Below are 20,354 nucleotides of genomic sequence, written 5' to 3'. Positions count from 1 at the left end.
TTATTTTACATGCAAAGGATCAAAAGGGAATGAAAAAGAAAGATCTGCGAAACCAAATGACCCCGCCAAAATTTCTTGCGATCGGGTTTGCGGCGATCACCTTGTTGGGTACGTTTTTACTTAAGCTTCCAATTTCAACGGCAGACGGAACATCGACGCCCATCATCGATGCTTTCTTTACGGCCGTATCCTCCATCAGCGTAACCGGCCTGGCGGTCGTAGACACCGGCTTGCACTGGTCCGGATTCGGACAAGTCGTCATGCTTCTGCTGATTCAGCTTGGAGGCTTGGGATTCATGACCTCTGCAACCTGGGTCGCCCTGATGTTCAACCGGCGAATCTCGCTGAGGGAAAGAATGATACTTCAAGAGGCCATGGGACAATATCAAATCCAGGGTATCGTCGATCTGATTCGCCGGGTTCTGATCTACACCTTGATCATCGAAGGCACCGGCGCTCTCCTGCTGACACTGCGGTTCTCATCGATGATGCCGCTATCCGAGGCTGCCTATTTTGGGATATTTCAAAGTATTTCCATATTCAATAATGCCGGATTTGATCTCATGAGCCAAATTCACGGACCCTTTGCCGGGTTTGCCAGCTACGTGACGGATCCGTTCGTCAATATTGTATTGATGGTGCTGATTTTTCTCGGAGGCATCGGGTTTATCGTCATTTTCGACCTGATTGAATATCCGAAGTGCCGGAAGCTGTCGCTGCATTCCAAGGTGGTATTGACCGTCACTTCGCTCCTGATCGTCATCGGAGCCCTCATGATTTTCGTGCTGGAATATCATAATACGAAGACACTTGGTCCGTTATCGTACCCGGCGAAATGGATGGCCGCCATCTTTCAGTCCATTACGCCGCGCTCAGGTGGCGTGAGCACGCTCGATATTGCAAGCTTGGAGCAGTCGACCCAATTCTTCATGATCTTGCTCATGTTCATTGGAGCTGCCCCGGGTTCAACCGGCGGAGGCATCAAAGTAACAACGTTTGCGGTTCTGATCGGCGCGGTCATTACGATGATTCAGGGGAAACGAGATGTGGTCCTCTACCGGCACCGAATTTCGCAAGCCGTTGTTTACCGTTCCGTTACGCTAACCATTCTGTCCCTGCTGCTCCTTGTCGGTGCTTCAATGTTCCTGTCCATCACCGAATCCGGCGAATTTCTGCGAATATTGTTCGAAGCCGTCTCGGCATTCGGTACCGTCGGATTATCCATGGGCCTCACCGGCGAGCTGTCCGGGATCGGAAAAATCACGATCGCATTACTCATGTTCCTGGGCCGTCTTGGGCCGCTGACACTGGCGTATGCGATCAGCAGAAAGAACAGCAAAGAGCTGTACCGGCACCCGGAAGGCCGTATCACAATCGGTTAGACGGCTGAAGTCATTTGCCTTCGTACACGCGAAAAACAAACCGTACGCCTCCTCATGAACCGGAAGTGTACGGTTTGTTGTTTCTCATCGTCAAGAATTTCAAACGGCTAACGGTGAATTACCCGGGAACGGCAATGCTTCATTCCGAAGCGTCATCGAAATTGCCCGCATCAATCGCGGCATCCAACAGATCGTCAAAAAGCTCGTCGTCCTCTTCAAGACGTTCATCCACCTGCAGGAATTGCTCTTCAAGCCCGGGCTCGGCCGCAAAGTTCAGGCTGTAATCCCAATCCCGGCCGTTCTTGCTCAGGAATGTAATTTCATAGGATGCTGCATGTCCATCTATGGAAAACACGGTGTATCCCACGAATTGATCCTCTTCATCACGTTTCATGTCCGCACGTTCAATCCGGACTTGTGACATGTGTTTCACTCTCCTTCGGTTATCCGATGATGACTCATCATAGAATTTTAGTATATCACTTTTATTTGCTCCTGATTATTGTTTTTCATATGATGCTTGGTCTAGTATATAATATGAGTGTTAAAATTAATTATCGCAATGGAGGGTACCAAATGTCCGATTTGAATACATCACTCCACAAGTATGCCGAGCTGGCCGTAAAGGTTGGGGTTAACATACAGGAAGGGCAAACTTTGGTCGTGCATGCCCCTGTAGAAGCCGCCGATTTTACCCGTTTGATTGCCGAGAAGGCATATGAAGCAGGTGCGCGCCTGGTAAAGATCATGTGGAACGATGAAGCCATCACTCGTCTACAATTCGAGAAGGCAGCCGATGACGTGTTCACCGAAGCGCCAAAATGGTATGCGGGGGAGCTGACGGAGCTTGTCGAGAACGGTGCCGCTATTCTGCACGTGCTGTCGGAGAATCCGGACCTGCTGAGCGGAATTGACCCGCAGCGAATCGCGAATTTCTACAAAACTCGCGGCGAGGCAATGAAGAAATACCGTGCTTACCAGCAAGCTGATAAATTCAGCTGGTGTTTGATCGCGATTCCGTCGCCAGCATGGGCAGCCGCAGTTTTCCCGGATGTTCCTGAATCGGAGCAAGTACAGAAGCTGTGGGATGCCATCTTCCATACGGTCCGCGTGGACCAGGAGAATCCTGTAGAAGCTTGGAACAAGCATTTGGCTGTGCTGGAGCAAAAGTCCTCCGTGCTGAATGCTAAGAGGTACAAGAAGCTCCATTACGTCGCGCCGGGTACGGATCTCACCATTGAACTGCCGGAGGGTCATATTTGGGCGCAAGGCGACAGCATCAATGAGCGCGGCCATTCCTTTGTTGCGAATATGCCGACGGAAGAAGTGTTTACAGCGCCGCTGAAGACCGGTGTCAACGGGACGGTCGCAAGCACGAAGCCATTGAGCTATGCCGGCAATATCGTGGACAACTTCTCGCTTACCTTTGAGAACGGCAAGGTTGTCAGCTTCACGGCAGAGCAGGGCTACGAAACACTGGAACGTCTCCTGAACATGGACGAAGGTGCCCGTTATCTTGGCGAAGTCGCGCTGGTACCCCACCAGTCCCCAATCTCCGAGTCCAACATTTTATACTACAATACCCTGTTCGATGAAAATGCCTCCAATCACCTCGCCTTAGGAAGCGCATATGCCTTCTGCCTCGAGGGCGGTAAAGACATGAATCAAGAGCAGCTTGCTCAGAAGGGCCTGAACACGAGCGTTACCCATGTGGATTTCATGATCGGCTCGGCCGAAATGGATATCTACGGCATTACCGAGGATGGACGTGAAGAGCCTGTGTTCCTGAAAGGAAATTGGGCATTTTAAGCACTCGATGAATCGTACATAAAGCAGCTGCTTCCTAAGCAGCTGCTTTCTTAACAAGCTAAGCTTCACCTTTTATTGACCTGAGGTCGATTCGCAAAGAGATTGTGGAGGCGCAAGCATAATTCCATAACTTTTGCGGGGACCTTCGGAATTACGCTAAGAATTGGAGGATCATCCATGCTAAGCTTTGAACAAAAATTAGAAAATTACGCAGAACTTGCCGTGAAAGTCGGTGCCAATGTGCAGCCGGGCCAGACGCTTGTCGTCAATGCCATGATTGATGCTGCCCCGCTCGTGCGCCTAATCGTGAAGAAGGCTTATGAAATCGGTGCCAAGCTGGTAAAGGTGAATTACAGTGATGAGGTTGTCAACCGGATCCGTTACGATTTGGCGCCGGACGAATCCTTTCTTGAACCGCCGAAATACTATGCCGAGGAAGTTACGGAGCTCGCGGAGCAGGGGGCAGCATTTCTAACGATCCTGTCCTCAAATCCGGATCTGCTTAAAGGGGTAGACCCGGAGCGGATTTCCAATTATCAACGCACGTACGGCGCCGCCATGTCGAAATACCGTCAATACCAGCAAGCGGATAAAATGAGCTGGACGGGTCTTGCTTACGCCTCGCCCGATTGGGCCGCCAAGGTGTTCCCTGACGTTCCCCAAGAACAACAGGTGGATAAAATGTGGGACGCCATCTTTCACGCCGTGCGTGCCGATCTTGAGGATCCGATCCAAGCCTGGGAAGATCATATCGCAACGCTTCAGCGCAAATCTGATGAGTTGAACCAAAAGAAATACAGCAAGCTGCGGTTTACATCCCCCGGGACCGATCTCACAATCGAGCTGCCGGAAGGGCATATTTGGGCACAAGCCGGCAGTCATAATGAAAAGGGCGAGCGCTTTGTGGCCAATATCCCGACAGAAGAAGTATTCACGGCTCCGCTCAAAACCGGAGTCAACGGAACGGTTCGCAGCACGAAGCCGCTCAGCTATGGCGGTAACATTATCGACAATTTCTCCCTGACCTTCGAGAACGGGCGTATCGTCAACTTCTCTGCCGAGCAAGGCGAGGATACGCTGTCCCGTCTCATTTCTATGGACGAAGGCTCGCATTACTTGGGTGAAGTCGCTCTCGTGCCTTATCGCTCACCGATATCCGAAAGCGGAATACTGTACTACAACACCCTGTTTGATGAAAATGCCTCGTGTCATCTCGCCATTGGCAGCGCGTATGCCTTTAACCTCGAAGGAGGCAAGACGATGACACCTGAACAGCTTCAGGAACACGGTTTGAACTCCAGTATTACGCATGTCGATTTCATGATGGGCTCCAAAGATTTGCAAATTACCGGCATTACCCGTGACGGCAGAGAAGAGCCTGTCTTCATTAACGGAAACTGGGCATAAGCTCATTCTCTAAAAAGCCTTGGCTCAACTTGATCATCGTTACAACCTCATCTGAATGTGGCACAGGGGCTGTCCAAACGTGGAGTTATCTACCGGGACGGCCTCTTTTGCTTGATTGCTGTTTCAGCATACTCATGCCCTCCTTAACTGGTGTTCCAGCATTCTCATGTCCTGCCTATCCCCTTCTATTCAACCCAGCTTGTTCGACCCTGAATGATTTACCCGATAATATCGTGAAGACCGCTGGCATATTCTTATAAGAGTCTCTTACTGTAATTGTTAATTGAAATCATAGGGCTTTTTCTTTCAATGTGTTGTAAAATGATGAGAGAAATAGGATGGTTACACCAGAGAGGGGAATATCGCGTGTCTAACCGATTACAACTCCTCCTTGCAGCAGATTTCACGGAACTCAGTGAACCTATTCAGGAAGAAATCTATTATGAATTTTATGATCTTGTGTATGGACAAATTTTGTATGTAGTCCGGGATCATGCTGCTGTTGAGGATATAATTCAAGAATCCTTTATTAAAGTCATTACCAGTAAGCCTACATTTGACATGGAGAGCAAGATGCGCGGATGGTTCCGGGTCGTCGCCAAAAATTCGACCATGAATTATTTGCGAAAAAATAAAAAATACCGTAACCAAGTGGATGTTGAACGTGTTTTTATTAATGAAGAAGAAATGGTGGTTTCTTCCACCAATGTTGAGCAGCAGGTGGAGTCGAATATGCTGGAAGAGGCGATTGTGCAATACCTGGATCAGTTAAAGCCGGAATACCGGCTTTTGATCGAGTGCCGCTGGAAGCATAACATGACTTACAAGGAAATTGCTGACCTGCTCGATACTCGGGAAGAGATCGTCAAGCAGCGATTGTTTCGAGCTAGGGAATCCGTAAAGAAAATGCTATATAGAGAGTGGGGTGAATTAGATGAGCAACGAAAAATACGATGATTGGTTTAATGAGGCTTTTGATGAAGCCTTCGATCGTGCAGCTTCTAGCTCCTCATACCCTACGAACGACGATAGCAAGCGTCAATCCTGGCAGCAAGTCAAGATGCAGCTTGAGAAGCTGAACCAGCGCAAGAAACGCCGGCGCAGATTTCAATATGCCGGAATTGTTGCCGCTTCGATGGCTTTCGGCGCCTTCATGTTCTCGCAGCCTACGGTCACGCAAGCGGTATCACCGATTTATCAGCAGATTGTGGATTGGGGCAACGGTTTAGCCGGTCAAATCTTTGGCAAGAAAGCACCTGTTGACGAGAGCAAAGCCCTCACCCCGCCTCCGCCGGATGTATCGTCTGTACCTGGTCAAGAATATGTGCCACCTGCCGAACTGATTGAAACCGAGACCTATGAGTTCACCGATTCGGATGCATCCCTAACCGAATCCCAGAAACGCGTGAATTTCAAGATTCCTGAAGTCGGCTATATTCCTAATGGCTATGAGTTCATCCAGGCGTCAGGAATTTCCAATTCAGAAGACGGCCCTATCGAGGATCTGAAACTCGAATATATGAATGGGGACGGTAAAGTAATCCATGTAAGCTTTATCGAAATAACCGCCGATAAAGCCATCAGCGTAGGCGGCGAGGTAACGGGCACACTGAAGCTGGATTCCGGAGCTGCTGCTTATATCACGGAAACGAACCTTCGTTTCCTGCATAATAATGACCAGATCCTTGTTATGATCAGCGGGTTTATTTCGAAGGAAGAGTTTCTCAAGATCGCGAACGGCATCCGGTAAGCCACATGCAAGGCGTGTGAAGTCGGTTGTATAGAAGAAGAGCACCTCATTGGGTGCTCTTCTTCATTATGCTTATTTTTCTACCAGCAAGGAATTCGTATAATAAACCCCATCTTCATATGTACCATTCTCGTTGATCCAATGCGTAGTCTTGGCACGATAATAATAGCCCTGAGTCACGCTGAATGTCTTGGTAGCGCTGTGGGAAGCTTTGTTCGTCCCGTTATCGGAAGACGCGCCTGCATCGACCCACGCGGTTCCCGTCCATCGCTGAAGGACGAACTGGATGCCAATGGCGTCGACGGCTTGTCCGGCACTCGTAGAGCCATAAACGCTGACCTGCGAGCTGCTAGCCTTGCTGATCGAAGAGTAGTAACTCGTAAGATAGTTGTTGGCCATCAGATTCATAGAATTCACGTTCAATTCCACTGGTGGCGGAGGAGTTAAGGCACCGGGTGCAATGTCTGTAGCCGAATCCGCGTAAGCCCCTCCCGCCAAGGTTAAACTTAAAAGTGCACTTACTGCAAGAGCGGAGACCATACGTTTAGGACTGCGTACGTTTGACATAACATCACCTTTCTCTCAATTTGATAGGAACATCCATATTTTAACATAGTCTATTAATGCAATCTTATCGTTTTCTTCATCTTTTGATATATTTTTTGAAACTTTTCTGCAAATAAAAAGAAACAACGACATTTATTGTCGTTCAGATTGTCGAGAAACCCTGTCCTTTTAAAGGATCAGGGTTTCTCTGTATTTCCAAAGTAACTAAGTTAAGAAAAATATGAGGGGGCTACCCCCGTTTTTCCAGGCGATCCAGGTGGATCGCCATCTTCTTCATGTTCTGCACGGCTGCCGTCATCAAGGCCTGTTCCCTGACGTTCTGCAAACCGCGCAAACGGCAATAGCGAAACCCATGGAGCTCTTTGGCATCCGCGAAGCTTCGCTCAATCGTTTCTTTTCGTTTTCGGTAGAGATATTTCCCGGATCGACTCAACCGGTTGCCTCGCACCCACTCTTTGCTGTCCTCCCAGACATGACGGGTTACCACCTTTCGGTGGTTGCGAGACCGTGTGCATTCGTTTAATAACGGGCAGTTCTTGCAATGCTGTGGATCCGAAGCGTACTGCCGGTATCCCTCGCGGTTGGTCGTCGTGTACGGTAATTCGTGCTTCGCTGGACAGACATAAACATTACGCTGTGCGTCATAAGTGAACTTCCATTTTGGGAATAAACCTTGGGTTGAGTGAAATCTTCGGTGAGCAATAACGGCAAAAATATTTCGGCTTTGCAGCCCTTTGCAAATGGGTGAAGTCAAATACCCGGAGTCCAGAGCAACGGCTTCGACTTTAAAACCAAATCGTTGTTGTTGACGATCCAAACGGGATAAATACGGTACAGAATCATGGACATTTCCAGCGGTGACATGTACATCCGTAATCATATTGTATTTCAGGTCCACAGTACGGTGATCTAAGTAGAAAAATCCTTCCGGTTTCCCATCACGGATCATATAACCGCTGTCGGGATCTGTCGTGCTCACTTTGACTTCCTTTTCCTCGATCACGTCCTCTCTAGGCTTTAGCGCTTTTTTCCATGTGCATTCCGGTCAGCCTCCACGGCAGCATTAAGTTCACTCACATAGTCACGGGTGTTTTGTAAAACCTGCTCCTTTGTGTATTTATGCTTGTTCGCACTCGCTTTGACGTGGGTTGAATCGGTAACTAAGACACGTCCGCCCACCATACGGTGCTGGATAGCTTGAAGCACAATCTCATCGAAGATCTCCTGAAAAATCTCGGTGTCTTTAAAGCGAGTGCGACGATTCCAGCTAATCGTAGAATGGTCAGGCACTTTGTCGGTTAGACCTAACCCCAAAAACCAGCGGTAAGCAAGATTGGTTTGAATCTCACGTTCGAGTTGGCGTTCGGAACGGATGCCATAAAAATAACCGAGGAAAATCATTTTAAATAACACGACAGGGTCGATAGCTGGCCGCCCATTATCAGCACAGTAAAGCGGACGAACCTTTTCGTCGATGAAAGAGAAATCGATATACTTGTCCACTTTACGGAGCAGATGATCTTGAGGAACCAATTCTTCAATCGAAACAAATTCGTAAGCCTGCTGTTTTTCTCGATTCGAACGCAACATATGTAACACCCTTCCGAACGGTTTATTTAATACCATTATACAACATTAACGCGGTGTCGTGTTGAATTAAATTCACAAGAAAATAGCTGTCGAGACTTTCTCGACAGCCTGAACGACATTTATTGTCGTTGTTTCTTATAACAACCAGTTTAAGCCCCTGCTTCCTCTTGCAGCAGCTCCTGCTGCTGTCTTGCAAGGCGGATGCGCGAGATTCGTTTATTTTCCGTCTCCTCAATCATGAACGAATAATCTCCGTACATGACGAATTGGCCTTTATGCGGATGCAAAACTTCCAGACGCGATGACAGCCATCCACCGATGGTGTCGTAGTCCTCCGTTTCCATATCCAGACCAAACTGTTCGTTAATTTCTTCAATCAGCATCAATCCGTCGATGGAGTATTCATCCTCCCCCACGAACTCAATTCCCGGCCGCTCTTCATCGAATTCGTCCTGAATTTCGCCGACGATCTCTTCCATAATGTCCTCCAATGTTACCAGACCGGAAGTACCGCCGTATTCATCAATGAGAATTGCGATCTGCGTCTTGCTTTGCTGCATTCTGCGCAGAAGCTCGCTAATCTTGATCGATTCAGGCACGGCGAGAATCGGACGAATCAAGGAAAGCTGGTCACGGATGTGTCCACGCATCAAGTCTTTAATATGAATGAAGCCAATAATATGGTCTTTATCTTCATCACAGACGGGATATCTGGTCCGCATGCCTTCGCTGGCGATCTTCATATTTTCTTCCATCGGCAAATTGTTGTAGAGACAGATCATTTCAGTTCGGGGAATCATGATTTCTCGGGCTGTCGTATCGGAGAATTCGAAGATATTGTCGACCAGCGTCATTTCCGTATTATCGATCAGGCCGATCTCACTGCTCTCCTTCATCATATCCCGAAGCTCTTCTTCGGTGTGAACGTTCCGTTCAACCACCGGCTGCATGCGGAACAAGCGCAGAATGGTATTCGAGAATCCGTTGACGAACCAGATAAAAGGAAACATGATCTTGTAAAATATGCTGAGCGGTGCTGAAGATAACAGCGCAATTCGTTCTGCCTTGCGGACAGCAACCGTTTTTGGCGCTAGCGCCCCGAACACAATGTGCATGATGGAGATAAGTACGAATGCAATCACCAGAGATACCGCATGGATGGCCGTTTCGCTCCAGCCGATTCCGGTAAACCATGGCGAGATCAGGGAGGATATCGTCCGTTCGCCGATCCACCCGAGTCCAATCGACACCAAGGTTATGCCGAACTGGCAGGCCGATACATATCCGTCCAGATTTCTTAATATTTTCTGGGCATACCTTGCGTTCCGATGCCCTTCTTCAGCCAATGCATCAATGCGGCTGCTCTTCACTTTAACCAAAGCGATTTCAGCCGATACAAAAAAACCGTTTAACAATACGAGAAACAATACCAAGGTAAGACTAATCAAACTCGGTAAGGGGTCACTCAATCGATCTCCTATCCGTCATTCCAGATGCGATGACGAACAGGAACACCTCCTTCGGTTATTAAAAATGTGTGGTGCCATTAAGCATAACGACCTGTTCGGACAAAGCGTCAACTTCCCAATGGACTCATCTCCTTATCTTATTCCGACGTTTACGAGCTATATAAGTAATTATATAGTACTACGATACACAGTCAAACTTTGTCTTATGACATTAAAACGCGTTGTTACAAGCTATGTTTTGATTTTCTTCACTTAACCCTCGTTTCCCGGGAATTGATATATTCTATTAATAACAGATAGAATTGGTTCCTCATGTTCGATAAACGTCAGCACTGGTTTCTCTGCAGCCCGTTGCACATGCTAAATAACCTTCGCTTTCCCAGGGAAGCGAAGGTTACATTAGCGAGCGGTGAATATGATCGGATTTACCGACCGGTCGGCGGGTTGCCGATCACACCCGGATATTGGTATTGAAGCGGCTCGTCAAACACGACATAGTCGAGATTGACCATCAGGAGAAGAATGCGACGGCCGGTTGAGCGCTCACTGATAATGATATGATCGCGGCCAGCGGCTTCGATTACGCCAGTGAACACTTTGGCGTTCCACTGCGAGTTATTTTCATAAGTCATGTAAAAGGTGCCGGTTTTGCCTAGATTCAGACGAAGAATGTTCTCAACGTAGGACTGTTCGAATTGAGGCATCGGCATGACGGCGCCTCCCTGCGTAATTTGGCTCCCGCTTGAAACTTGTGGCGGTACATTTCCGGTATACCCTGCGGTTCCACGGCTTGGTACGCCCGGATAACGAACTCCATTCATGTAATTCACAGGTGGTACGCCTTGATTAAACATAAGTATTCCTCCTTCTATATGCCCGCAAGATGCGGTGGTTTACAGAATAAATCAAAACACACTCGGACAATCGGCGTAGGACGGGGTGAAGAAGCAGTGCGCCTTGAAACGCCCTGTATTCTGCTGATTGTACCAGGTTGCCGGGCATTCTCCAGCCGGGCGGAAGAACCAGAGGGCGTTAGAAGCAGGCCAGATTCGTTCCCCGTTGATGACTCGTTGAGCAAGCCGCCGATCTCTATCCCGGGCTCTTTGATAAAAGTATCCCTTTTGTGTGGCTTCAAATCCTCCCGGGTTTTGAAACACCATTTGGTTCATGGTGCGGATGCCTTGAAAGTCCAAGCAGTTGGAGCGAATGCGATTTACGCCGACATTCCCCACCATGAGCATCCCCTGCTCTCCTTCGCCCTCCGCCTCTGCGCGAATGAGTCTAGCCAGCAGATCCACATCGTTTGAGTTGACATTGATGACTGCCACAGATTTCCCCTCGCTTCCTTGATATCACTCTGTATCGTATGTGCATTCGCCCAGAAATGTGCCTGTGCTCGCAAAATTTTTGCTGGAATGGTTTGAGCGGGGAGTTGTGTATATTCATGCGCGGTCAGGGGACCAACAGCATAACCTTGATCCCGTTTATGTACCATTTCCGCCGGTATTCATTTCGCTGAGGCACAAGGGAATTTTCGTTCCGGACAGGGCGCTCATTTGAAATACTCGCTGCTGCTCCGTCCAATTTAGATCTTTGCTAGCTAACTTTTACGGCGCACACTCATACCTGGCAGATGACCTTCACAACAAATCATTTGTAAGCTACGCATTTACCTTGCCCGGAACAGAATGCAATTTCATATTCATTTACTTGGTAAACTAAATGCAGTAGAATGAAATCAAGTAAATATTGCAGAGTATTACCGTTAGCGAAGAACGCCTCGAAAGTTCCGTCAGGAACAATCGAGGCTTTTTTTGTACTCTGATTGAAAAGGAGGACATTATGATTAGCTTTGAAGATAGGTTCAATTTATTTCTCAAGGAACAAAAAAGCACAACCGACAAACGCCGCCTTGAAATGCTGAATCGGGATATGACAGGTACTAAGCTTCTAATTAAGAATGTTGTCTTGCCAGTCCTCAGCACCCTTCAAGGAGTGGATCTGGAGTATCGAATTAAGAACTCCGCGGGTGTGTCATTGTTTATCGATGTCTTTTATACTCCGCTTCGGCTTGGTTTGGAATGTGAGGGATTCGCTGCGCACGCCGAAACGATAACCCGTGAACGGTTCAGCTTCGAAAGAAGCAAAATTCGAACCATGGCAGCGCTCGGGATATCCTACCTGCCATTCAGCATGGATGATATCGAGAAGCGCCCGGAGACTTGCAGAAACTCATTGGCCGATATTCTTGATTACTACAGTCACACCATGCCCAAAATAGCAGAGTTATCCTTATATGAACGAGAGGCCATGCGATATTTCAGCACGTTACACACCCCATTCGCCCTTGCGGACGTACGGCGACACTTCAAAATTTCTCGAAACAAGTCTATTAAAATCATGCATAGTTTACTCGCTAAGGGGCTTATTAAACCGCTTAATCCAAATGCAAAATGCTATCACCGATATACACTAGCCGATGATGCGACTCACTACATGAAGTAAGTTTACTTTTAGCGGCACGCAAGATGCACACACAAGTCCCTATTGAGGACTTGCCGCGCCTGCGGAGCTCCCTTTCACCCGCACACGTCCCTTTTAGGGACTTGCTGCGCCTGCGGAGCTCCTTTTCTCCCGCACAAGTCCCTTTTGAGGACTTGCTGCGCCTGCGGAGCTCCTTTTCTCCCGCACAAGTCCCTTTTGAGGACTTGCTGCGCCTGCGGAGCTCCTTTTCTCCCGCACAAGTCCCTATTTGCAGCTAGAATAAAAAGTGGACACCCCTTAGTGATAAAACGATAATGAAACAAAGCAGACGAGAGGGTGTCAAAAAAAATGAGTGGCAATAGACAACATTACAACGAGACATTTAAGCGTGAAACCGTAAAGTACGTGCAAGAACAGTCGAAGACGCTGGAGCAGATCGCCGATGAGTTGAACATTAATCCAGGCACATTACGCAACTGGGTCAAAAAGTATCGAACATTCGAGCACGAGCCTGTCAATCATGGGGAAACCTTACGTCAGCAAACCCAACTTATCGAAGATCAGAAACGCGAAATTGATGATTTGAGAGAAGAAATTGCGATCCTAAAAAAGGCCATGCACATCTTCAGCAAAGAAAAGAACTAAGGTTCCAGTTTATCGAAGATCATCGCTCCGAGTTTCGATTGGAGAAGATGTGCGTTCTCTTTCACGTGTCTCGGAGCGGTTATTACAAATGGCGTACCTCTGAAGCTTCTGAACGGGAAAAACGTAAGGCAACGCTGGCTGAACGTGTGAAATGGCACTTCTATGACTCCGATGAAACCTACGGCAGTCCCCGAATACGAAACGAGCTGGTGAAGGAAGGATGGACGGTATCGGAACGTACGGTGGGCCTCATTATGCGCGAACATGGCCTTCGTTCATGCATGGCCCGTAAGTTCCGAGTGGTTACGACCGATTCCAAGCATGATCTCCCGATTGCCCCTAACGTGTTGGAACAAAATTTCAAAGCCACAAAGCCCAACGAAAAGTGGGTCGCTGACATCACGTACATCCCCTGCCGCCAAGGGAAACTCTACCTTGCGAGCATCCTGGATCTGTACACCAAACAAATCGTCGGTTGGAAGCTAAGCGATCGGATGACCACAAACCTTACCCTCGATGCCCTAAAGATGGCGTATGCTGCTAAGAAGCCTCCGAAGGGATTGATTCACCATTCCGACCGCGGTTCGCAATATGCCGCTAAAGAGTACCGTGAACAGTTGAAGCAATTTAACATGAAGCCCAGTATGAGCCGCAAAGGAAACTGCTACGACAACGCCTGTATTGAAGCGTTTCACAGTATCCTAAAGCGAGAATTCATTTACAGCAAACCTAAGTTTAAAACAAAAGAGGAAGCCGGGCAGAAGCTGTACCGGTACCTTGAATTTTTTTACAACCGAAAACGTTCTAACAGTACGATTGGGTATATGTCCCCGGTGCGTTTTGAGCAGTGCTATTACGAGTGCATAGCTTAGCTTAGAGGTGTCTACTTTCTTGACAGAAGAGCAATTGAGGACTTGCTGCGCCTGCGGAGCTCCCTTTCACCCGCACAAGTCCCTTTTGAGGACTTGCTGCGCCTGCGGAGCTCCCTTTCACCCGCACAAGTCCCTATTGAGGACTTGCCGCGCCTGCGGAGCTCCCTTTCACCCGCACAAGTCCCTTTTGAGGACTTGCTGCGCCTGCGGAGCTCCCTTTCACCCGCACAAGTCCCTTTTGGGCTCTTGCTGCGCCTGCGGAGCTCCCTTTCACCCGCACAAGTCCCTTTTGAGGACTTGCTGCGCCTGCGGAGCTCGAAACAAGGTTCTGGAACTTCACTCCTCTAAAATGATACAAACAAAAACCTCCTCTCGAACGGAACACCCGTTCAAGAGGAGGCTCTCTGACCAATTATTAAGGAACTAAAGACAATACGGTCAATCAGACTATACAATCATTGAAACTCTACAATTACTGAGACTTTATCATACTGAGGCTTTGCGATCACTGAGATTTTACCACTACTGAGCATTCGATCCCTGCAAACAATTTCAAATGGTATCCACAAGCTTTAACAACAATCGCAAACATCACGATTCCTAAGCAAACACATCTCAACTCACGAGAATCCTAAGTCTGAAACAGCCGGATATGTTATCCGATTCCCCATGACCTTACGACACCTGCAAACGATACTTGTACTGAAAGCTGTACTCCCCAGAGCCGGCTTGGACTACGACATCCTCTTCACCAGCGCTAATCGAAAGGATGCCTGCCGCTTGGCTTAGCGGCACGCCCCCGCCCTCTGTAATGCTTGCAGGATCGGTTGTACCCGGCAATCGAACCTCAGCCGTCGCATTCGGCGGAATGGTTACCTCCACCTTCATAAGGCCGTCGGCCTCCTCCAGCCTCCAGAACGACCGCACTGGCCCATACATGGTATTGATCGAGCCCTCCGCCCACGTCAGGCCCGGTCCCGGGATAGGAGCTATTACCATGTGCTTATACCCTGGAGAAGCCTCCACCGTTTGGATGCCAGCCACAGTCCGGTATAACCAATCGCCGATGGCGCCGTATGCATAATGGTTGAATGAATTCATGTCGCTGCTCCAGAAGCTTCCGTCTTCCTTAATGCCGTCCCAATGCTCCCAGATGGTTGTCGCGCCTTTCGTGACTGGGTACAGCCAAGATGGAAAATCTTGCTGCAGAAGCAGCTTGTAGGCTGCTTCGTGCATGCCATGTTTGCTTAATGCATGGCTGATGTAAGGCGTGCCGACAAACCCTGTCGTCAAGTGGAACTTGCTCTCTTCAAGCAGACGGTGCAGCTTGGCCGCCGCCCGCTTCTCCGCCGGCTCATCCAGCAGATTGAAGAAGATCGCGAGCACATGCGCCGTTTGAGTGGAAGCGGCAAGCCGTCCGGCAGGCGTCACGAATTCCTCCCGGAACGCCTTTACTACGTTGCTGCGAAGATCGGCATACTTCCGGGCGTCATCCTCTTTACCCAGCACAACTGCCGTTTTCTGAAGCAAATCCACCGAATAGGCGTAATAAGCCGAAGCGATAATGTCCCGCTCCGTTGCGCCGACATAGTCGCCCGATTTGGCATCAAGCCCCAGCCAATCTCCAAAATGAAACCCCGTATTCCATAAAAACTCCTGCTCGCCCTGCGCTTGAATATATGACACCCATTGCTTCATGCTCTCATACTGTCGCTCCAGGATCCGTCCATCGCCGTAGCTGACATAAACCGTCCATGGGCAGATCACGGCGGCATCTCCCCATGCCGCAGATCCGAACGAATCACCGAGAATATTGGGCACCACGAACGGAACCGCCCCATCCTCCCGCTGATCATGAGCCAAGTCGGACAACCACTTGGTAAAGAACGGTGCCGTATTCGACAGGAACGCGGCGGTCCGGATGAACATCTGCGCATCTCCCGTCCAGCCGAGACGTTCATCGCGCTGCGGACAATCCGTCGGGATATCCAGGAAATTCCCCTTCAAGCCCCAGCGGATATTGCTCTGCAGCTGATTGACAAGCGGCTCGGAGCAGCGAAACGTCCCCGTCTCTTCCATATCGGTATGAAGAACGACGGCTTCGAACGCCTCCATATCAATGGGTTCCGGGAACCCCGCGAGCCGAACGTACCGGAATCCTTGGAACGTAAACCGCGGGGCATACGTTTCAGTTTCCTCACCTTTAAGCGTATAAGAAATAGTCTGTTTCGCCGTCCGAAGATTTTCGGTATAAAAATTTCCGTCTGCATCCAGCACCTCGGCATGCTGCAGCGTCACCAACGTTCCTGCCGGACCCGCAACACGAAACCGGACCCAGCCAACCAAATTCTGTCCGAAATCAAGGACAGTGTCTCCTTCGGGGGTCGTGACCACTTGTACCGGGCAGATCGTTTCGATCGCACGTACAGGTTCATTGATCTGAGGCTTCAGCATATCGTACCCATGATCAATCACCTCAGCGGCCTGCCACCCACCGTTTTCATCATCCCCAGTGCTCCATGCGGGTATCTCCAACCGGGCATCGTAGGTTTCCCCATGATAGAGCTCCGACATCAGGATCGGTCCCGGCGCAGCCATCCAACTGGAATCGGTTCCGATGATCTCCTTCCGGCCATCCTCGTAAACGACGTGAAGCTCAAGCAGAAGCGCGAGCCGGCTCCCGTAGATATTGCGACCGCCCTGCCATCCTAAATTGCCTTTATACCAGCCGTTACCCAGCCATGCGCCCATGGCATTATTACCTTGCTTCAGCATTCGGGTTACATCAAAGGTTTGCGTCTGGATCGTATGTGTGTAACTCGTCCAACCCGGCGTAAAGTATCTGTCTCCTACCCGCTGTCCGTTCATTTCCAGCTCATACAGCCCAAGCGAGGTTGCGTACACTCTAGCCTCCTTCACGGCGGCCTCAAGACGAAAGTCTCGCCGCAGCAGCGGCAGTTGAGTCGAATCCTCCGGGATTAGAGACAAAGGGGCTGCAATCCATTGACCATCCCATGCATCCCCTTCCAGCTTGCCCATTTCCCAATAGGAGGTTTCCGACCATTCGGAGCATTCCCCTTCTTGATCCCAAACCCGCACTCTATAGTAATAGCGCTTACAAGATACTGCCTCGAAATTGCTGAGTTCAACATGAACCGACTGCGCCGAATCCACCTTCCCTGACTTCCAGCATGGGATCGTAAACTGCTCGTCCTCGGCCACTTCAAGCTCATAAGCCTTTTGCGAGACAGCCCGCTTATCCGATTGCAGCCGCCAGCTTAATCTTGGATGTCTCTCCCCGATGCCAATCGGATGATGCCAATATTCGCACCGAAGATCCGTCACTTCCAACATGTTCATACCTCCGTTCATGAGTGATGTACGCGTTTTTGAATGTTTTTTCAGATAAAAGTTTCCTCGTTAGACTCCTCTGCAAGGAGAGGCTCAACTTCCATTATAGGGATTGCTATGTTCAGTATTGATTGTAAAAAGGACATTTAGATGAGGTATAATGGACATAATTTACGATAATGAATAAGGGGCGACAAGCCATGAAGCGACCGATGGAAACGTACCGCGGAGACTATTTTTTCCGGCAGGGTGCCATGGTATTTGTGAATCGGAGCTCGGAAAGCTTCTCGGTTTCTTACCATAATCATGACTTTTTGGAGATTGCCTACATTGCGGAGGGAGAAGGCTTTCATCACATTGAGGATCAGGTGCAAAAGGTCCGCAAAGGGCAGCTGTTTTTCATCCCGCTCGGCGTGCCTCACGTGTTCAGGCCCACCTCCGCTAACGGAAAAACGCTCATTGTCAACAATTGCATCTTCTCGGTCCTTCTCCTGCCGAAGCTGATCGCCTTTGTGGCGGATCCGGGCATTGTCTCCTTCTTGAAGCAGATGGAGGAGGGGGTTCTCGGTCATCTCTCCGTTGCGGACCGAAATGATCGCTTCGAGCAATTATTCGATGCGCTGTATGAGCAGAATGCCAGGTCCATGTCCGGCTCCAATGATTACCTGCATGCGCTTCTGCTGCAGCTTATTATCGAATTGAAACGAGCCAAAGCCGAGCTCGAACCTGCCGGATCCATGCCGGCAAACGATCATTCCTTTCAGGATGTCCTGCAATACGTGGAGAACCATTATATGAAGGAGCTGACGTTAACGCATCTTGCGCATGCGAGCGGCTTCAGCGAGCGTCATCTGCAGCGCTTGTTTCTGCAGTATACCGGGATGACATGGCATCATTACCTGCAGACGGTTCGCATCCGTATGAGCCGCAGGCTGCTGCGCAGCACATCGTCCAAGATCAGTGCCGTTGCCGAGCAGGTCGGATATCAAGACATCCATTCCTTCAACAGGGTATTTAAGCGGCGGATGGGGCTTACCCCGGGACAATACCGTAAAGATATTCGTCGCTCCATGGAGACCCGGGGACTGATGGACCCCTTTTAAATGGAGTATCTACGTGAAAACGGTCTTAAAGGGCTCGCACTCTCCCTGATTTTTTCAACATGGCGACCATTTTTATGCTTCACCGCATCACAATATACGAGCTTATGTAACGCAATCAGAGCGGAAAAATGTCGCCGTGCAATAGGCGTCATTTCCGCTCTGATTGGGAATGCCTTTTTCTACTCCCCGCGGGATTCGTGGATCTCCCCTTCCTGTTTCAAGATTTGAGGTTCCCCCGCGTAATTGCTCATCCGTTGAAGGTTATCCCGAAGACTCTCCTGCAAAGTAACCCGCATGCTCCCGAGCCCAATCGGTGAACGTTCTGGCAGGTGTGCCGGTAACCTGCTCCACTGTGAAGTTGACGGTATAGGCCTCGACCGGCGGATGCTTATGCCAATTGATGACGTAGTCAATAATCTCTTCCTCAACGCCCATCTTTGCCATGCGTGCACGTTCCTCTGATTCCGTTAGCTGAACGAACCGGATCTCCTTACCAATAACTTTGCTCAGAATGTCCACTTTCTGGGGAACGGTCAGAACCTCGGGTCCGGTGAGCGAATACGTTTTACCTGCATGACCGTCTCTCGTCAAGGCCGCAGCTGCAACACGACCCACATCTCCTTCATGGACGGAAGCCTGTAAAGAATCCCCGAATAGATCCCGAACGACGCCTTCCGTTTGAATGGACTCCTTCCAACTAGACACATTGGACATAAAGTCCACCGGCTGCAGCTGCGTCCACTCCAAGTCGCTTGCTTCAACGGCCTGCTCAATCGTTCCCTTCCTTCCATCCCACAGGATGGTCACGCGCTTTACGCCGGCTTTCTCAGCCATCCGTATGATCTCATCCCCTGTCGTAAGCGGAATATAACCTGCCCCGGTCGTTATTAAATGCAGGGCGGTTACGCCACGAAGCGCTGGCGCCAACGTTGCCGGATCGCTAAGATCACCTGCGAATACTTCAACCTCCGAAGGAAATTTAGCCAAAGCCGGATTCCGGGTCAGCGCTCTTAAGCGGTGCCCTTCGTTCAGCAGCTCTTGGATAAGTTGACGGCCCACTCTTCCCGTCGCGCCCGTAACTAAAATAGTCATTGTAAATCCTCCTCTTATATTCGGTTTGAGCACTTATGTGTGACTCACTCCACCAAAATTCCACCAGCAGCCTGCTCATGTTAAAACCGTTCCGCCTCCATGACGACCTTCCGCATTCCCTCTTCAATAAGGGTTGCCCCCCGGTCGGGGAACTGATGATGTCCTTCGATGATGACGGTCGAAATGTTCGTAATCCCGAAGAAATTCAAATGATTTTTAACGAAACGGACGGCCATTTCGGACGGGGCATCCTCCCCATATACACCCCCCCGTGCATTCAGCAGCACAGCTTTTTTATCCGACAACAGTCCAACAGGTCCTGCCTCCGTGTATCTGAATGTTTTACCCGGAAGATGCATGAGGTCCAGGTACGCATGGAGAACGGAAGGCACGGTCAAATTCCACAGCGGGAACGCTATGACGATTTTGTCAGCGGAAATGAACTGCTCCAGATGCTTCTCCACAATAGAACGGATATGCTTTTCTTTCCCGCTTAGCTCCTTCCCGGTGGCCGATTTGTAATTAGCCTGGATCATATCCCAGCCCAGCAGCGGCAGCTCTTGCTCGTGCAAATGAACCTCGACTATCGTGTCCTCCGCATGCGTCTGCTTGTAATGCTTCAAAAACGCCTCATACATTTTGACGCTGACAGACTCCTCCGCCGGACGATCATTTGCTTTGACGAATAATACGGTACTCATCCCTGTTTCCCTCCGGTATCTAGATTTGTTTAAAGAAATCCTGTGAAGTGCTTATCTCTATTAAATCGAAAAATCCGGAGCGGAACGTCCAGCACGAGTCTAACCCTGGCATACCAAAAAGGCCTTATCCGA

General features: G+C 49.5%; 19 protein-coding genes. 9 read left to right on the top strand and 10 right to left on the bottom strand.

Annotated elements, in window-relative coordinates; all coding sequences use genetic code 11:
* Nucleotides 1–29 precede the first annotated feature (29 nt).
* Nucleotides 30–1,382 (top strand): TrkH family potassium uptake protein, encoded by a 1,353-nt coding sequence (locus NST08_RS12295; RefSeq protein ID WP_007130397.1) that lies wholly within the window; start codon nucleotides 30–32, stop codon nucleotides 1,380–1,382.
* A 139-nt stretch (nucleotides 1,383–1,521) separates the two neighbouring features.
* Here NST08_RS12295 and NST08_RS12290 read toward each other — a convergent pair whose 3' ends face one another.
* A complete protein-coding gene (locus NST08_RS12290) occupies nucleotides 1,522–1,806 on the bottom strand; it encodes a hypothetical protein (protein ID WP_007130398.1) in 285 nt (94 codons plus the stop codon).
* Nucleotides 1,807–1,958: 152 nt separating this feature from the next.
* Here NST08_RS12290 and NST08_RS12285 point away from each other — a divergent pair, with 152 nt between their 5' ends.
* The 4 genes from NST08_RS12285 to NST08_RS12270 all read left to right on the top strand — a co-directional run bounded on the left by NST08_RS12285 (nucleotide 1,959) and on the right by NST08_RS12270 (nucleotide 6,348).
* Nucleotides 1,959–3,191, top strand: coding sequence for an aminopeptidase (locus tag NST08_RS12285; protein ID WP_007130399.1), 1,233 nt, complete (start codon nucleotides 1,959–1,961; stop codon nucleotides 3,189–3,191).
* 177 nt (nucleotides 3,192–3,368) lie between these two features.
* Nucleotides 3,369–4,598, top strand: coding sequence for an aminopeptidase (locus NST08_RS12280; RefSeq protein ID WP_028405501.1), 1,230 nt, complete (start codon nucleotides 3,369–3,371; stop codon nucleotides 4,596–4,598).
* A gap of 366 nt (nucleotides 4,599–4,964) precedes the next feature.
* The gene (locus tag NST08_RS12275) at nucleotides 4,965–5,555 is read left to right on the top strand and encodes an RNA polymerase sigma factor (RefSeq protein ID WP_007130401.1); all 591 of its coding nucleotides are present in this window, start codon (nucleotides 4,965–4,967) and stop codon (nucleotides 5,553–5,555) included.
* The gene (locus NST08_RS12270) at nucleotides 5,533–6,348 is read left to right on the top strand and encodes a DUF4367 domain-containing protein (RefSeq protein ID WP_007130402.1); all 816 of its coding nucleotides are present in this window, start codon (nucleotides 5,533–5,535) and stop codon (nucleotides 6,346–6,348) included. Before NST08_RS12275 ends, NST08_RS12270 begins: the two co-directional genes overlap by 23 nt.
* A 72-nt stretch (nucleotides 6,349–6,420) precedes the next feature.
* On the opposite strand, the gene NST08_RS12265 is transcribed toward NST08_RS12270, so the two are convergent.
* The 5 genes from NST08_RS12265 to NST08_RS12245 form a co-directional block, all read right to left on the bottom strand.
* On the bottom strand, nucleotides 6,421–6,765 hold the full coding sequence (locus NST08_RS12265) for a hypothetical protein (protein WP_232239339.1): 345 nt from the start codon (nucleotides 6,763–6,765) through the stop codon (nucleotides 6,421–6,423).
* 379 nt (nucleotides 6,766–7,144) lie between these two features.
* A protein-coding gene (locus tag NST08_RS12260; RefSeq protein WP_213617301.1) for an IS1182 family transposase occupies nucleotides 7,145–8,505 on the bottom strand; the annotation gives its coding sequence in 2 pieces (ribosomal slippage) (nucleotides 7,145–7,938 and nucleotides 7,938–8,505; 1,362 coding nt in all).
* A 149-nt stretch (nucleotides 8,506–8,654) separates the two neighbouring features.
* Complete coding sequence (locus NST08_RS12255) at nucleotides 8,655–9,974, bottom strand: hemolysin family protein (protein WP_341341797.1); 1,320 nt, start codon at nucleotides 9,972–9,974, stop codon at nucleotides 8,655–8,657.
* A 425-nt stretch (nucleotides 9,975–10,399) separates the two neighbouring features.
* Nucleotides 10,400–10,828, bottom strand: a complete 429-nt coding sequence (gerQ, locus tag NST08_RS12250; protein ID WP_007130405.1) for a spore coat protein GerQ — start codon at nucleotides 10,826–10,828, stop codon at nucleotides 10,400–10,402.
* A gap of 51 nt (nucleotides 10,829–10,879) precedes the next feature.
* A complete protein-coding gene (locus NST08_RS12245; RefSeq protein ID WP_007130406.1) occupies nucleotides 10,880–11,302 on the bottom strand; it encodes a cell wall hydrolase in 423 nt (140 codons plus the stop codon).
* Nucleotides 11,303–11,816: 514 nt separating this feature from the next.
* Here NST08_RS12245 and NST08_RS12240 point away from each other — a divergent pair.
* The 3 genes from NST08_RS12240 (at nucleotide 11,817) to NST08_RS12230 (ending at nucleotide 13,975) form a co-directional block, all read left to right on the top strand.
* Complete coding sequence (locus NST08_RS12240) at nucleotides 11,817–12,479, top strand: hypothetical protein (protein ID WP_341341796.1); 663 nt, start codon at nucleotides 11,817–11,819, stop codon at nucleotides 12,477–12,479.
* 327 nt (nucleotides 12,480–12,806) lie between these two features.
* A complete protein-coding gene (locus NST08_RS12235) occupies nucleotides 12,807–13,103 on the top strand; it encodes a transposase (protein WP_007131733.1) in 297 nt (98 codons plus the stop codon).
* Nucleotides 13,104–13,114: 11 nt separating this feature from the next.
* Nucleotides 13,115–13,975, top strand: coding sequence for an IS3 family transposase (locus NST08_RS12230; protein ID WP_341342626.1), 861 nt, complete (start codon nucleotides 13,115–13,117; stop codon nucleotides 13,973–13,975).
* A 133-nt stretch (nucleotides 13,976–14,108) separates the two neighbouring features.
* On the opposite strand, the gene NST08_RS12225 is transcribed toward NST08_RS12230, so the two are convergent.
* Together NST08_RS12225 and NST08_RS12220 are read right to left on the bottom strand one after the other, a co-directional pair.
* A complete protein-coding gene (locus tag NST08_RS12225) occupies nucleotides 14,109–14,333 on the bottom strand; it encodes a hypothetical protein (protein ID WP_341341795.1) in 225 nt (74 codons plus the stop codon).
* A gap of 317 nt (nucleotides 14,334–14,650) precedes the next feature.
* Complete coding sequence (locus tag NST08_RS12220) at nucleotides 14,651–17,329, bottom strand: glycoside hydrolase family 78 protein (protein ID WP_341341794.1); 2,679 nt, start codon at nucleotides 17,327–17,329, stop codon at nucleotides 14,651–14,653.
* A gap of 197 nt (nucleotides 17,330–17,526) precedes the next feature.
* Between NST08_RS12220 and NST08_RS12215 the strand changes: the two genes are divergently transcribed.
* Complete coding sequence (locus NST08_RS12215; RefSeq protein ID WP_341341793.1) at nucleotides 17,527–18,429, top strand: AraC family transcriptional regulator; 903 nt, start codon at nucleotides 17,527–17,529, stop codon at nucleotides 18,427–18,429.
* 261 nt (nucleotides 18,430–18,690) lie between these two features.
* Here NST08_RS12215 and NST08_RS12210 read toward each other — a convergent pair whose 3' ends face one another.
* Both NST08_RS12210 and NST08_RS12205 read right to left on the bottom strand, forming a co-directional pair.
* Nucleotides 18,691–19,521 (bottom strand): NmrA family NAD(P)-binding protein, encoded by an 831-nt coding sequence (locus tag NST08_RS12210; RefSeq protein WP_341341792.1) that lies wholly within the window; start codon nucleotides 19,519–19,521, stop codon nucleotides 18,691–18,693.
* 80 nt (nucleotides 19,522–19,601) lie between these two features.
* A complete protein-coding gene (locus NST08_RS12205) occupies nucleotides 19,602–20,222 on the bottom strand; it encodes an FMN-dependent NADH-azoreductase (protein WP_341341791.1) in 621 nt (206 codons plus the stop codon).
* Nucleotides 20,223–20,354 lie beyond the last annotated feature (132 nt).

This window comes from Paenibacillus sp. FSL K6-1566, from assembly GCF_038050475.1.
Taxonomy (GTDB): Bacteria; Bacillota; Bacilli; order Paenibacillales; family Paenibacillaceae; genus Paenibacillus_AQ; species Paenibacillus_AQ lactis.
Note: the sequence above shows the minus strand (reverse complement) of the source record. Positions and strands in the feature narration are given on the sequence as shown.

Bases quoted from the DNA above. Each gene is read 5' to 3' on its own strand.
- NST08_RS12235 (WP_007131733.1), top strand. From the start codon at position 12,807: ATGAGTGGCAATAGACAACATTACAACGAGACATTTAAGCGTGAAACC.
- NST08_RS12270 (WP_007130402.1), top strand. From the start codon at position 5,533: ATGAGCAACGAAAAATACGATGATTGGTTTAATGAGGCTTTTGATGAA.
- NST08_RS12220 (WP_341341794.1), bottom strand. From the start codon at position 17,329: ATGTTGGAAGTGACGGATCTTCGGTGCGAATATTGGCATCATCCGATT.
- NST08_RS12205 (WP_341341791.1), bottom strand. From the start codon at position 20,222: ATGAGTACCGTATTATTCGTCAAAGCAAATGATCGTCCGGCGGAGGAG.
- NST08_RS12290 (WP_007130398.1), bottom strand. From the start codon at position 1,806: ATGTCACAAGTCCGGATTGAACGTGCGGACATGAAACGTGATGAAGAG.
- NST08_RS12295 (WP_007130397.1), top strand. From the start codon at position 30: ATGAAAAAGAAAGATCTGCGAAACCAAATGACCCCGCCAAAATTTCTT.
- NST08_RS12215 (WP_341341793.1), top strand. From the start codon at position 17,527: ATGAAGCGACCGATGGAAACGTACCGCGGAGACTATTTTTTCCGGCAG.
- NST08_RS12285 (WP_007130399.1), top strand. From the start codon at position 1,959: ATGTCCGATTTGAATACATCACTCCACAAGTATGCCGAGCTGGCCGTA.
- NST08_RS12240 (WP_341341796.1), top strand. From the start codon at position 11,817: ATGATTAGCTTTGAAGATAGGTTCAATTTATTTCTCAAGGAACAAAAA.
- NST08_RS12280 (WP_028405501.1), top strand. From the start codon at position 3,369: ATGCTAAGCTTTGAACAAAAATTAGAAAATTACGCAGAACTTGCCGTG.
- NST08_RS12210 (WP_341341792.1), bottom strand. From the start codon at position 19,521: ATGACTATTTTAGTTACGGGCGCGACGGGAAGAGTGGGCCGTCAACTT.
- gerQ (WP_007130405.1), bottom strand. From the start codon at position 10,828: ATGTTTAATCAAGGCGTACCACCTGTGAATTACATGAATGGAGTTCGT.